At 36.2% G+C, this 14,147-nt stretch carries 14 protein-coding genes; 2 read left to right on the top strand and 12 right to left on the bottom strand.

The window, feature by feature from the left end; translation table 11 throughout:
* Positions 1-51: 51 nt before the first annotated feature.
* From ACHRV3_RS16610 to ACHRV3_RS16640, 7 genes are all read right to left on the bottom strand, one after another.
* A complete protein-coding gene (locus ACHRV3_RS16610; RefSeq protein ID WP_047776957.1) occupies positions 52-1,491 on the bottom strand; it encodes a nucleoside recognition domain-containing protein in 1,440 nt (479 codons plus the stop codon).
* 111 nt (positions 1,492-1,602) lie between these two features.
* The gene (locus ACHRV3_RS16615) at positions 1,603-2,676 is read right to left on the bottom strand and encodes a winged helix DNA-binding domain-containing protein (protein WP_395435476.1); all 1,074 of its coding nucleotides are present in this window, start codon (positions 2,674-2,676) and stop codon (positions 1,603-1,605) included.
* Positions 2,677-3,069: 393 nt separating this feature from the next.
* On the bottom strand, positions 3,070-3,783 hold the full coding sequence (locus ACHRV3_RS16620; RefSeq protein ID WP_395426334.1) for a 3'-5' exonuclease: 714 nt from the start codon (positions 3,781-3,783) through the stop codon (positions 3,070-3,072).
* Between the two features lie 88 nt (positions 3,784-3,871).
* Positions 3,872-4,345 (bottom strand): methylated-DNA--[protein]-cysteine S-methyltransferase, encoded by a 474-nt coding sequence (locus ACHRV3_RS16625; RefSeq protein ID WP_395435475.1) that lies wholly within the window; start codon positions 4,343-4,345, stop codon positions 3,872-3,874.
* A gap of 634 nt (positions 4,346-4,979) precedes the next feature.
* On the bottom strand, positions 4,980-5,795 hold the full coding sequence (locus ACHRV3_RS16630; protein WP_395435474.1) for an SDR family oxidoreductase: 816 nt from the start codon (positions 5,793-5,795) through the stop codon (positions 4,980-4,982).
* Positions 5,796-5,812: 17 nt separating this feature from the next.
* Complete coding sequence (locus tag ACHRV3_RS16635; protein ID WP_395435473.1) at positions 5,813-6,262, bottom strand: GNAT family N-acetyltransferase; 450 nt, start codon at positions 6,260-6,262, stop codon at positions 5,813-5,815.
* A complete protein-coding gene (locus ACHRV3_RS16640; RefSeq protein WP_395435472.1) occupies positions 6,247-7,149 on the bottom strand; it encodes a LysR family transcriptional regulator in 903 nt (300 codons plus the stop codon). Before ACHRV3_RS16640 ends, ACHRV3_RS16635 begins: the two co-directional genes overlap by 16 nt.
* Before the next feature lie 147 nt (positions 7,150-7,296).
* On the opposite strand from ACHRV3_RS16640, the gene ACHRV3_RS16645 reads away from it, so the two are divergent.
* Entirely contained in the window at positions 7,297-7,692 is a 396-nt protein-coding gene (locus ACHRV3_RS16645; protein WP_395435471.1) for a rhodanese-like domain-containing protein, read from the top strand.
* Between the two features lie 57 nt (positions 7,693-7,749).
* Here the strand turns inward: ACHRV3_RS16645 and ACHRV3_RS16650 are convergent, their stop codons facing one another.
* Genes ACHRV3_RS16650 through ACHRV3_RS16665 form a run of 4 tightly spaced genes read right to left on the bottom strand, consistent with a single transcriptional unit; the run spans position 7,750 to position 12,462 of the window.
* Positions 7,750-8,169: an SRPBCC family protein gene (locus ACHRV3_RS16650; RefSeq protein WP_230003917.1), complete on the bottom strand. Its 420-nt coding sequence runs from the start codon at positions 8,167-8,169 to the stop codon at positions 7,750-7,752.
* A 12-nt stretch (positions 8,170-8,181) separates the two neighbouring features.
* A complete protein-coding gene (locus ACHRV3_RS16655; RefSeq protein WP_395435470.1) occupies positions 8,182-10,578 on the bottom strand; it encodes a M28 family peptidase in 2,397 nt (798 codons plus the stop codon).
* Between the two features lie 10 nt (positions 10,579-10,588).
* Entirely contained in the window at positions 10,589-10,936 is a 348-nt protein-coding gene (locus ACHRV3_RS16660) for a hypothetical protein (RefSeq protein ID WP_047776981.1), read from the bottom strand.
* Complete coding sequence (locus ACHRV3_RS16665; protein ID WP_395435469.1) at positions 10,933-12,462, bottom strand: GNAT family N-acetyltransferase; 1,530 nt, start codon at positions 12,460-12,462, stop codon at positions 10,933-10,935. Before ACHRV3_RS16665 ends, ACHRV3_RS16660 begins: the two co-directional genes overlap by 4 nt.
* Before the next feature lie 174 nt (positions 12,463-12,636).
* On the opposite strand from ACHRV3_RS16665, the gene ACHRV3_RS16670 reads away from it, so the two are divergent.
* Positions 12,637-12,960: a single-stranded DNA-binding protein gene (locus tag ACHRV3_RS16670; RefSeq protein ID WP_047776984.1), complete on the top strand. Its 324-nt coding sequence runs from the start codon at positions 12,637-12,639 to the stop codon at positions 12,958-12,960.
* A gap of 55 nt (positions 12,961-13,015) precedes the next feature.
* Here ACHRV3_RS16670 and ACHRV3_RS16675 read toward each other — a convergent pair whose 3' ends face one another.
* A complete protein-coding gene (locus ACHRV3_RS16675; protein ID WP_395435468.1) occupies positions 13,016-13,708 on the bottom strand; it encodes a DUF2461 domain-containing protein in 693 nt (230 codons plus the stop codon).
* Positions 13,709-14,147: the final 439 nt, after the last annotated feature.

Raw genomic sequence — 14,147 nt, forward strand, 5'->3', positions numbered from 1 at the left:
TTGGTACAATCGTATTTTAATCCGGTTAATTTATAATGATTTATATTGATTTTAGAAAAACCAGCTCGCCACAAAAATAGCGGTAATCACACAGATTACATCCACCAAAAGCATAGTGCCCAGAGCATAACGGGTATTTTTAATGTTTACAGAACCAAAGTAAACGGCTATTACATAAAAAGTACTTTCTGCGCTGCATTGAAAAATACTGCTTAGTCTTCCTGTTAACGAATCTGCACCAAACGTATTCATCGAGTCAATTAAGAAACCTCTTGATCCTGCAGAACTAAAAGGACGTAACATGGCTACCGGTAATGCATCTGTAATTTGTTTGTTTACGCCCATATTCGAAAAGATAAAAGCAATACTATCACTGATGATTTCAAATAAACCACTGTTTCTGAATAAAGAAATGGCAACCAACATCCCTAAAACATAAGGAAAAATAGTTACTCCGGTTTTAACACCATTATTGGCTCCAACCACAAAAGCATCAAAAACCGTCGTACTGGCTTCGGTAAATTTTTTCTCATGAAGGAATGAAAAAATCAAAGTAAAAGCGATAATTCCAACCAATATTAATCCCGAAAGATTAGAGGTAAAGTAGTTTTTTCCAATTAAGTCCAAGTGATTTACGTACATCAATAAACCGACAATGGCTGCAATTAGTACCATTAAACCAATAAGCAGGGAAGCGCTTTTGAAATTGATTTTCTGTTTGATTCCAACGATTAGAAAAGCAGCAATAGTACCAATAAACGAAGTAATAATACACGGTAGCATTACATCGGCAGGATTGCTGGCGTTGGCCGCAGCACGATAACCAATAATCGAAGTTGCGATTAAAGTAAGACCCGAAGCATGCAGACACATAAACATAATCTGAGCATCACTGGCTTTGTCTTTGTCGGGGTTAATTTCCTGTAAACTTTCCATGGCTTTTAAACCAAACGGAGTGGCCGCAGAATCTAATCCTAAAAAGTTCGCCGCAAAGTTTAGGGTCATATAAGAGATAGACGGGTGATTTTTAGGAATACTCGGGAATACTTTTACGAAAACCGGACTCAAGGCTTTTGCCAGTTTTCCGGATGCTCCCGAAATAATTAAAAGTTCCATCAACCCGCAGAAGAAGGCTAAATAAGCCATAAGCGGTAAAACCAAATCAAGTAGTGTACTTTTGCAGGTAGGCAATAAACCATCTGATTTTTGGACACCACTGAAAATTTTTACGGTTTTGTTTTTATAAACATAAGTGGTATCGGCATTAAGCGTATCACGATTGATGATTAGCGTTTGATCCGGTGCTTTTTTGATGCTGTCTTTGATAAAAGCAGGAAGTTGCTCGATGTATTTTTCTGAAATCAGGATCGGATCGTCTTTTTTTCCATTCAAAACATAATCAATAGTATACGTATTGGCAGTAAACAAGCTGATTACAATAAAGACAATTGAAGAAATAAAAATAGCCAACCAAAATCTACTTAATACCATAATTTTGTTTTTTTTGTAAATGTAATTATTTAGCCATAATAAGCGCAAAGATTTTGCTAGCGAAAACAGAAGTATTTAAAGAAAACCGAATGACTTTGCTGCAATTTTAGCTTATTCAATACTGATTTTCGATTCTAAATAGTTTTCAAAGGGTTTAATGGCTTCAAAAACCAGGCTTTTTTTATCAGGATTGATGGTCTCAAAAAAGCTGGTTTCTATTTTTGTATGTTCCTTTTTAACCGTTCGTTTCCAGGTTCCGATTACTTTTTCATTCTCAATAATTATCGGCCAGAAGATACCATTGTTGGTAAAAGCGTTTGGCTGATGCTCTTTGGCAATTGTAATTTCTCTGGTTTTATACGAGATTAGAATTTCGTCAAAAGAAGGGAGGAAATGGATTTTTTTAGAAATGGAAGTTTCTGTAGACAGGCCTTTCTTAAACCAGTATTTTGTACCATCAACCTCGATTGTGTCAAGCTCTGACTCGACTGAAAGAACTGCAAGTTTAGCTACGGTAGCAGGAAACCCCGACCACCAGATAAAATCGGGTAATGTTGCGGGGCCATGACTTTCAAAATAGCGTTTGACAAGTCGGGCTAAGCCTTCTTCTTTAGTCAGTTTGGTTTTTGTTTTTGGAACTTTTTCTTCCAGTAAAGAATAGGTTATTTGTCTGCCTTTCATGTTTCCGTTGCAGACAACACCATCTAACTCGGCATAACCCATGATCAGTGTACTTGAAAAATTTTGATCCGTTTCTTTCTTAAAACCCAGCTCGCGTATGATTTCTTCGCGAGTAAGACTTTTATGATTGGATAAAATCTTTTCGATTGAGGTATTGATTTTTTTAAGCTTCATCTCGTCCAAATCATATTTTTTAGCGGCCGAAAGAATAATTTTCTTCACCTGAGGCCCGGAAATGTCAAGCATCCAATGAATGTCAGTTGCCGAAACAAAATGCCAGGTAGGGCGTAAAATATGGGTGCGGATGATTTGACCTGAATTAATAGCCTCTTCAATCATTTTCTCTGAAGCGTCACATCGGGAGCCAATTGCCCATTTGGCCATGGTATAATCCTGTGCCTGCATGGCGCCTAAATGCTGTACAATTTCCTGAGGTTCATGAAAGTTGGTTTTCAGGATTTTCTGAGAAGCCATTCTGAGAAGTGCTATTTCCGGATGTGTCATATTTTAAACCATTTAGTGGTGTTTTGGTAAATCATTTACTGCTGCCTGGGGAACCATATAAGTGATGTAAGTTCATTTAAAATGTGTGTGAAAATATAGTTGAGAGAATTTATCTCGAAAAGTCGCAGAGGCGCAAAGTTTTTAGTTTTGTTACTCTGAATCTTTGCAAATTTTAAAAAAAAATTAAAAGTGTTATTTCCCCATGTGCCCTATTTAAACCATATAAGTGATGTAAGTTCATTTAAATCTGCTTAATCTGCCAAATCTGCGTGAAAATTTAATTTTAAGTATTAAAGAGATTTATCTCGCAAAGTCGCGAAGTCGCAAAGTTTTTATTGCTAATCTTTAACCTTTGTAACTTTGCATCTCAGGAACTTTGTCTCTTCAAAAAAGCTATACATGAATAATCTCATCTTCAATCAATAAATCTTCCCTACGCAAACGCAGAAAAATCTGTGCAACGGCTATTGTGTCTTTTTCGCAATAGGTTACAATACGGTCAATATCTTTCTCTACATAAAAAACATGAGCAACCTGACTTCCGTCGATATCGCCTTTTGGTGATGGAATGCCAAGAATCTTGGTCAGTAATTTTAGAGACGTAAAATGTTTATAATCGCCAAATTTCCATAACTCCAAGGTATCGAGATGGGCAATTTCCCAAGGTTTTTTCCCGAATAAGTTAAGTTTGTTTGGAATCGCAATCTGATTGATAATCATACGTCGTGCAATAAACGGAATATCAAACTCTTTAGCGTTATGTCCGCACAAAATATGCTGTGGTCCGTTGAAATGATTGTTCAGCAGGTTATTGAAGTCGCGGAGTATTTTCTTTTCTTCTCCAAAAAAGGAAGTCACTCTAAAATTTCGAATGTCGCCTTTGATGATAAAATAACCCACCGAAATACAAACGATTTTACCAAACTCTGCCCAAATACCGGCACGATCGTAAAATTCTTCAGGAGAGAAATCGTCTTTTCGCTGATACTGGGTTTTGTGATCCCACAAAGATTGCATCTCAGCATCCAGAGAAGTAAAGTGCTCCTCTTCCGGAACGGTTTCTATATCCAGAAACAAAATGTTGTTAAGGTTTATTTTTTCAATCATTTCTTTTGAGACTTCTTAGAGCATTAGACTTTTGCAAGTTGATTTAGCTTACAAATATGCGTAAAATTCTTACTATTTGGATAAAGAATTAGAATAAACTTTGCTGTTTAACAGGATTCTCATGTTCTAAAAGCCACTTTTTGCGCCAGATTTCTCCGGCGTAACCGGTAAGAGATCCATCTGTACCGATAACACGGTGACAGGGCACTACAATCCAAAGCGGGTTTTTGCCATTTGCCGATGCAACCGCGCGAATTGCTTTTACATCGCCCAGTTTTTTGGTCTGGTCCATATAACTTACAGTTTTTCCATAGGGAATCTCGAGCAGTGATTTCCAGACTTTTTGCTGAAATTCAGTTCCCTTTGGGTTTAGCTTTAAAGTGAAATCAACTCTTTTGCCTTCAAAATATTCCTGTAATTGCACAACAGCCTCTTGCAGTACTTCGGGTATTTCAACAGAAACCTGTCCATCCTTTGTTACCGAAATAACCGAGATGCCGTCTTCATCACCAACAATTGTTGTGATCCCGAGAGGAGATTGTATGTATGCTGTTTGTTCCATGTTTCTTTTGGCTGGTCTTTCACAAAGTTCGCAAAGTTTTTTTATTAAACATAACTATTTAAACCATATAAGTGATGTAAGTTCATTTAATACTGTTGCCTTTAGAGAATTGAACACAAAGTTTAAGTGTACTTGTTTTAGACATAGATATTTAAACCATATAAGTGATGTAAGTTTATATAATGCTGTTGTCTTTAGAGAATTGAACACAAAGTTTAAGTGTACTTGTTTTAAACATAGATATTTAAACCATATAAGTGATGTAAGTTCATATAATGCTGTTGTCTTTAGAGAATTGAACACAAAGTTTAAGTGTACTTGTTTTAGACATAGATATTTAAACCATATAAGTGATGTAAGTTCATTTAATACTGTTGCCTTTAGAGAATTGAACACAAAGTTTAAGTGTACTTGTTTTAAACATAGATATTTAAACCATATAAGTGATGTGAGTCCATATAATGCTGTTGTCTTTAGAGAATCAAACACAAAGGTTAAATGTACTTACTTTAAACATAAATAATTTGACCATATAAGCGATGTAACTGCATAAAATAATGGTGTTGCGTTAAGAGAATTAAGCGCAAAGTTTAAATGAACTTACATCACTTATATGGTTTAAAAAATCACACCGCTAATAATTTTCCAGCTTAAAGCTATAATCTAATAAAGTTTCAATTTTTTTACTTGAAATGATTTTCCGGTTATTTGATTTTTCGGAGCTGAATTTTGGTAAAGCTAAGTTTAAATCAATCGCTTTTTGTGTGTAATATTCCTCACGGGTAGGATGGAAGGGAGCAGCAGCATTGAAAACTTCGTTCCATTTGGCGAGGGTAATTATTTCTTCAATGATTCCAATACAATCCTTTTGATGAATCAGATTGACCGGAGCATCCGGATTTGTCAGGTTTTCTTTTCCTGCAAGAAACTTTACAGGTTGGCGATCTTCACCAATTAGTCCTCCAAAACGCAGAATCGTAGTTTCAAAATTGGGATTGTTTTGTAAAACTGCTTCTGCTAAAAGCAATTGTTTCCCGCTTTCGGTATCCGGATTTGGATTTGTTTCTTCGGTAATAGTGCTGTTTTCGTTTCCGTAAACAGAAGTTGAGCTCACAAAAAGTACTTTTTTTACGCTTGCTTTTTCAATAAACGGAATCAGATTTTTTATTTTTTCTACAAAAACTTTCTTTTCAGAATCCTGATTTTCTGCTCGTAATTTAGGTGGAATGTCAATAATTAGAACATCACTTTTGTCCAAAAACGGAATTATTGTTTCTGAAATTTGACCCTCTTCAATCGAAACTAAAAACGCATTTATTCCGGTATTTTGCAGAATTGAAAGTTTGCTGTCAGTAGTGGTCGACCCGTTTATCCGATTTCCTTTTGCGATTAATTGCTTCGCCAAAGGTAAACCCAGCCAGCCGCAGCCTAAAATACTAATTTGTGTCATTTGTAATTTTTATTCGCCTATAAAGGTAATGTAAAACGGACTTTGTCTTTTCCTTTTGCGCCAATTCTGTTGTAGAATTTGATTGCTCTTTCGTTAAATTGTGGTGTTTGCCATTGTATATTGGCACATTCTTTTTCAACGGCAATTAGCTTAAGTCTGTCGATCAGGAGTTCCCCAATTCCAAAACTTCGTACTTCTTCTTCCAGAAACAAACAGTCCATGTACATAAAATCGGCAGCATCCCAGGTTGAATAGTCAAAGGTATAGGAAGCGTAACCCACGATGGTGTCAGTAGTTGCAACAACTAAACAGTTTAGTTTTTGGTTTTCGCTAAATAATGCTTTTTGTAAGGCTTCTTCTTTTCCGGAAATTGAAAAATCAGCTTTTTCGAAGGCGGCATGTTTTTGGCATAAAAGGACTAATTTGGGTAAGTCTGCAAGTTCGCAGTTTCTTATTGAATATTCCATTGAAGATTGATTTCGGTTTGTAAAAAGGTAATAAAATGGTGAAAATAGTCCGGATACAGTTCCTTTTCGCGGATTGCGATAAAGTGTTTTCTTTTTAAACCGTTTTTGCCAATTTTAACCGCCTTGATCGGACTCGTTTTTAAATGCGGCAATAACGCCCATTTTGCCATAGACATAACCCCCATATCGGCTTTGACCATTTCTAAGGAAGCTTCCGTCAGAGGTAAAGGAGTGATTTTTTTTGGGACCACTTTGGCGGGACCCAGAATAAATTGATGAATGGTAACCGTTTCCATCGGAAGGGAATGAATCAGCAAATGTTCGTTTACAAAATCTTCTGCAACAACATATTTTTTGTTGGCCCAGGCATGGTTTTCGGAAACAGCCATGACAACTTCGTCCTGAAAAAGTTCCATGTATTTAATGTTATTGTCTTTTATCTGATCACTTACAATGGCAATATCAATGGTGTTTTCTAATAACTTTTGTAGTGGTATGTGAGTTGCCTCTGTAACAATTTTTAGTTCAACGTTCGGATATAAAAGATGAAATTGTTTTAGTACGGAAGGCAACCAGTGGTAACTCGAAAAACACTCGGTGCTAAGGCGGATTTCACCGTATTCGCCAAAAACCATTTGTTTGATTTGAGTCTCTGTTTGCGAAAGTTTGTCGAGAATTTCATTGGCAATCTGATACATTTTTTCACCGGCCTTGGTCAGAACCAGTTTTTTATTGATTCTCGAAAAGAGAGGAGTACCCAATTGATACTCGGCTTCTTTAAGTTGATGGCTCAGAGCTGATTGTGTCAGATGAAGTTTGTTAATTGCTTTGGTAATGCTTCCTTCTTCAACGATCGCTTTTATCAGTCTTAAATGACGTGTTTCCATTTTTAGAGAATTTATAGGTAAAGGAACAAAATTTTACGATGCCTTTTCCATGAAAAATAGTAATCAAGTAGATGAATTCTTTTCGTTTTTATGGTGTTTGATGTTCGAGTACTTTTGGAAAAACAAAACATTAAAACTGTAATTAAAATGGAAGCACAAATTAAACATTATGAAGACAAACTGGCTTACGAAATGGATCCGTCTGATTTGTTTGAAGCTTTGAATAGCGGCGAAAAAGTAGTTGTAATTGATGCCAGAAAAACATTTGGTTTTGAAACAGAACACATTCCCACAGCGATTAATATTCCGCATCGTGAAATGACGATCGAAAGCACTAAAGAGCTGGATAAAGAAGTGCTGTATGTAACCTATTGTGACGGTATTGGTTGTAATGCATCGACTAAAGGAGCTTTAAATATGGCAAAATTAGGGTTTAAGGTAAAAGAACTAATTGGTGGTATAGAATGGTGGAAATTTGACGGATATGCTACCGAAGGCACCAATGGAGTAAAAGCAGGATTGAAAATAGAGTGTGCTTGCTAAAGAAAAAGGACAGATTTTCGAATTGAAATCTGCCCTTTTGCATTTTTAAAATATCGTTTATGATTCGACTACTGCTTTTAGACTTTGCAGAATTGGACTTTCTTCGCCTTGAGGTTCTTCTTGGACGGCTCCCTCTCGCTTATCTTCCTGAATGATTTCGAGTTTTACCTTCTGATCTTCTTGAGTTAAAAGATAGGTCATAAGGAAATAGTTTTCAGGTTTGTCTTCTAATCCAGGTCTCGGAAAAAACAGGGAATACTTGATTTTTTTATGGTGAACTAACTCCAGAATAGTTCCCCATTGCTGAAAAACGTGTCCGTCCCATTCATTTCTAAATCGAATTTCGCTGCCTATTTTCCAGTCTGTGATTAAATCACTTTCGTATTGCCATTGTTTTACTAGAACAGGCTGTGTTAAAGCAGCCCAAACTTTTTCTATTGGAGCGTTAAAGACTATTGTTGAAATGTTTGTCGCCATAAAACTTCGTGTTTATTTTGGTTGAACAATAGATTTTAAACTGTCTTTTGAAACACTTGTACTGTCTTTTATTGGAGTTGCGGCAACAGGAACATTTACTGGAGCTGCTTCTCTTTTTATTTTCTGTTGCACCAAAACGGCATCATTCAAAACAAAAGGGGTTGGCATCATCCAGTCACTTCTTGGTTTGATGTTTAATAACGGGTTGGTCATTAAATCAAATGAACTTTCAATCAAATCCATATCAAAAACAGTTAATTTGTTGATGTAGAATTCCAAAACAAGAGGTTCGTTGCCTACAACATAATAACACAATACCTTAACATCATCGCGTTCTAAACGATTTCCTTTTTGTCCGGAAGTCGAAACGCCATTTGCTTTAAAGTTAAAAAACGTCATTTTGGTATTGGCATAAATATCGTAACGATTTACTTTCCTATTGGGTGTAATTTTTATTTTTAAGTACCTGTTGTTTCCAACGACACTGTCTTTTAAGAATGCTATTGTTGGTTTTGGAACCGTAACAATCGGTGCAATCGCACTATAAGTAAAACCAGAACCATATTTGCTGGTAATAGGTAGTGTATTTAAGCCTACTGCTTTATGATCGGTTTGTCCCAGATACGTTTTGGTCCAATCGTCTAAGTTGGTGTCGTAAGTAGTCCAAAGGGCTGAGTTGGTGTTCGCATTATAAACATACAATAAACTATTTGATTTTGCTTTTCCGTGTTCATATCCTGAGTTGATACCAGCGTAAGTGAAAAAGCCGATTGACAGGACAAAAAATAATATCGTCCAAACTCCTTTTTTGAAAAACGCACCAAATAGGGGTAGCAAAAGACCGAATAACAATACGGTCAGTATAGCGCTTACAAAAAGTATTTTTAATCCCAGACCAACAGGGAACATTATTATAAAAGGAGCAATAATGGCTAATGCCGGGATACTGAATAATAAATTTATACCTAAACTGTAATGTTGAGTGATTACAAAAATTCCAAATAAAAACACTCCAAAGTAAACCGGAATAATAAGGAAACCGGCTCCTGTCAGACTATTGGCTAGAAGAGCATTGATGATTATCCAAAGTAAAAGCGGTGCTACAAAATGGTTCATTGTAGTTTTTGCCTCCGAAAAATGGTGGTAGAAAGCAAAACAAATGGCGATACTTAATGTTACAAAAGCCCCGATATAGGCATGTCCATTGTAGGTAAATCCATTTAATAGGTCATTGTATTGCGGGTAAATTTGTAAAAGTATTTTCCAGCCTAAAAAAGTAACCAATCCGGAGATTATTATAGAACCAAATAACGGAACAAATCCTCTGAAGATTTCTCTAAAGGTGATGACACGTTTCGCTTTTCCAATAAAAATAAAAAGAATTAATAAACCCAAGGCTATGAAAGTCATTGGACCAACCCATGAAAATGGATAGCTAATAAAAAAGCCAAAAGGAACAGTAAAATAAACATTGTCTTCCGTTGCAGTTGTTGCATTTAGATCAATATTTGAAAAATAGTCTAACAAGGGCATTAAATACGTTCCCTGATGCGCCAGCGTATTTTTGCTTAAATGCTGAATGTCATCCTGTTGGGTGTGGTAGTTAAAATGACCATCGATAAAAGCAAAGTTAAATCCCTGTATGTTTCCTTGTTCTCTAAAAACGGTTAGATCGGTGTCGTTTGGAAGCATTTTGTAAATGCTGTACATAAGTGAATTAGAAACCGGGAATTTTGTTTTTGCGTTTGAAAATTCTTTCACCAATGTTTCATTTCCTTTATTGGTCTCCATTAACATATAACTTGGGCCTGAAGAGCCTCTGGCTTCAAAATTTAAAACTAAGCCCACCTCTTTTGCCCAAGGATGTTGATTTACAAAAAGAGCAGCGCCATTTAGTCCTAATTCTTCGGCATCTGAAAAGAGAATGATAATATCGTTTTTGTGCGGTTTTTTAGCATATAAAAAAGCACGAACACCTTCAAGAATAGTGGCAACTCCAGAGGCATCATCGCTAGCTCCTTTAGAGAAAGAATGCGGTGCGCTGTCATAGTGAGAAAGCAATAAAAGTGCTTTTGAATTGTTTGTTCCTTTTATACGGGCAAGAATATTCTTAGATTTTACGAGAAGACCTTTATCGTTAAGGGTGAATCCTTCCTGAACTGACGTTTCCAAACCGATTCGGTTGAGCTCAAGTTTAAGATAATTGGCTACTAATTCATGATTTGTCGAGCCTACATAATGGGGTTTTTGGGCTATGATTTTAACTTGATTTAGCGCGCGTTCGGTCGAGAATTCGGCAAGAGCTTCTTCATTTTTAGAAACCCATTGGGGCATCATTGTGGCGTATATAATGGCCAGAATGGCTATAACGCATAGAAAGGCTAGTATCGAAGTAGGATTTTTTTTCATGTTGAATATACTAAATTTCTTTTTTCACGAGCATATAATAATCATTGTCCAAAGAGCGATATCCCTGGTCGTATAGAAAATAATAAGTGTTCCCCGTTTTGGTCTGCAAAATATTAGTAAAAAAATCAAAATCAAAGCCTTTGTTCAACATTTTATCTTTTCTTGCTTTTGATTTTCCTTCTGTGTTTAACTCGGACAAAATACGGTAATTTTTGCGTAGCTTATTGTTTATATTTCGCATGAAATTTGTGGTGTCCTTATTGATTTTGTTGTTGTAGGCATTTCGGCAACTATCTGAACAAAATTTCTTGTCTTCACGGCCTACAATCTTTTCGGAGCATTCGAGGCATGTCTTCATGGATCCAACTTTTTAATTTCATATAAATCATTTCTTCGGTCTTTTAAGATTCGTACACTTCCGTGCTCATGGAGTTGTTTTAGTAAATTCAAATCAACATCTACAATTAAGGTCATCTCTGTATTTGGGGTTGCTTCGGCTTTTATTCCATTACTTGGAAAAGCAAAATCTGAGGGGGTAAATACAGAAGCTTGCGCATATTGAATATCCATATTGTTTACTTTTGGTAAGTTGCCCACACAACCAGCAATAGCAACATAACATTCGTTTTCTATAGCTCGTGCTTGCGAACAATGTTTTACACGGGTATAAGCATTTTGTGTATCTGTGAGGAAGGGAACGAATAAGATATTCATTCCTTCGTTGGCCATAATTCTTGAAAGTTCGGGGAACTCCACATCATAGCAGATCAGGATTCCAATTTTGCCACAGTCGGTATCAAAGGTTTTAAATTGAGATCCACCCTTCATTCCCCAATGTTGTACTTCGTTTGGAGTCACGTGAATTTTGGTATACATTTCGGATGTTCCGTCTCGTTTGCATAAAAAACCAACATTGTATAAATTACCATTATCTAAATACGGCATGCTACCGGTAATGATATTGATATTGTATGAAATGGCAAATTCCTGAAAACGTTTCCGGATCGGGTCAGAGTAACGAGCCAATTCCCGAATCGCTTCCGCTTCTGATAAATGATTGTAATCGGCCATTAATGGCGCAATAAAAAGCTCGGGGAATAACGCAAAATCACTTCCATAACCGGAAACAACATCAATAAAAAACTCGGCCTGCTCAAATAATGCTTCCACATTGTTTAACTGACGCATTTGCCATTGAATTAATCCCAAACGAATAACGCTTTTTTCGAGATTGATAAGTTTCGGACTCTCATCGTAATAAACATTGTTCCATTCTAAAAGCACGGCAAATTCTTTGGATTCTTCGTCACCTTCTAAATAGTTTTTAATGATGCGCAAAACATGAAAATCATTACTCAGCTGGAAGGATAGTACCGGATCATGTAATTCTTTGTGTTTTACTTTGTCGATATAATTTTTTGGAGTGAGTTTTCTGGCATGTTGTGCATAATTCGGAATTCGCCCTGCAAAAACAATGGCCTTTAGATTCAGTTGCTCACAAAGTTCTTTTCGGGCATCGTACAAACGACGGCCTAAACGCAAACCGCGGTATTGCGGGTGGATGAAAACATCGATACCGTATAGAATTTCACCATTTGGATTGTGAGTAGAAAAGGTATAATTGCCGTGAATTTGGTTGTAGTTATGTCTTTTATCGACCAATGTCTCATCGACGATCAAGGACAAGGCAGATCCTACCACTACTCCGTCGGCCAGAATAACTATTTGACCTTCAGGGAATATAGAGAGTAGTTTTTTAATATCGGCAGATCTCCAGTATGAATTGGCCATTTCGGGATACGATTCTACCATTGAGTTCTTCAATTGTTTGTAATCGTCAAATTCCAAATTTCGCAGTTCAACTTTATTGATTTGTGTTTGCATATCGTAGGGCTTTTCTCAAATATACAAAAATATTTCCATTTGCAAACGGTTACAAATAATTACAACCGAAAGTAAATGGTTGGTTACCGAATAGTTATTGAAAGCTGTAGCATCTTTGCCCTGTTGAATTTAATGTACGAATTAACTTATAATAACATTTAAATAGTATACGCCATGAAAAACAGAGTACAATTAATCGGGAACGTAGGAAACGATCCGGAAATTAAAACATTGGAAAACGGAAAAAAATTAGCGCATTTAAACATTGCAACAAATGAGAAGTACACCAATGAAAAGGGAGAAAAAGTAGAACAAACAGAATGGCATCGTGTGACAGCCTGGGGCAAAACAGCCGAAATTATCGAGAAATATGTTGTAAAAGGAAAAGAAGTTGCAGTAGAAGGAAAGCTTACACACAGAAGTTATGACGATAAAAACGGAGAGAAAAAATACGTCACAGAAGTAGTGGTCAACGAAATCCTGTTTTTAAGTAAATAATGTTTATCAACGTAATCAAACCCGACAGGTTTTTAAAAGCTGTCGGGTTTATTTTTTATAAAATTGAAGCGCCATTTATGTCAGTCGTCAATATTTCACTCATATAATCAAAAAAGGGTTTCATGTTCTTGAAGGTGTCCAGTGCCTGCTCTAAAAAAAGCGGACTCAATACTTCCTGATCTGTAAATCGTTTAATAAGTAAAAACTGTTTGTAGCGAAGTAAGTCAATAGCTTCATGATCGATATCAAATCCTTTGGGCTTTGTTTTAAGCTGTTCGCCTTGTAAAGTTCCAAATGTGCGGATAAAAGATTCTGAATGCAGTATTTTTTGCATAGGTTCCGGATCGTGGGCAAATTCGCTTCTCACGCGTTTTAAATCTGCCGCATTTGGTCCCCAAAAACCACCGGCGATAAAGCTATTTCCTTGTTCCAAATGATAATAATAACCACCTCGTCTTTCACTCGTGGCACGGGTATAACTACCGCCCCAAAAGCTTTTAAAAGGCGTTTTATCTTTAGAAAAACGAATATCACGATAAATTCGGTATACACTTTTTTTCCCGGAAGCGGTTTCTAAAACATCGGTTTTGGAGAGCTCCTGCAGTAAAGCACCTGCAAAAGTTTCAATATGATTTAATTCGTTGAGGTAAGTCGTTTTATGCGCATCAAACCAAGGTTTGTTATTGTTTGCTTTAAGCTCTTGCAAAAAATCAAGACTGGATTTTGGGATAGTAATTTGGTTTTTCATAATGAAACAACGGACTCTTAAGATTTATTTAATCAGGGAACTAATTTACAACTGTTCTTTTATTTTTTCAACGAAAGTGGAAATTAGATGTGATTGAATGCGATTTCAACCGCTAAGTTCGCAAAGATTTCGCCAGGTTCGTAAAGAAAAAGATTTCAAATGAGCTAATAGGACTTATATGGTGAAGTTAACGATGAAGTTCACAAAGATTCCGCGAGGAACACAAGAGAAAATCTAAAATGAGCTACTATCCCTTATATGGTGAAAAAAAATTGCTTTGGATAATATGTTTCTTAAACGAATAAAGGACTTTGATTTAAACTAAAAACCCATCAGTAATCTGATGGGTTTTCATATATATTTTAAGCTGTCTTTTTTATTAAGTCAAACATAGGACAACGAGAGCAACGTTTCTTTTCACTCTTTTTAAATTTCTCAC

The sequence above is a fragment of the Flavobacterium sp. FlaQc-49 genome (genome assembly GCF_044005985.1).
GTDB lineage: Bacteria > Bacteroidota > Bacteroidia > Flavobacteriales > Flavobacteriaceae > Flavobacterium > Flavobacterium cupriresistens.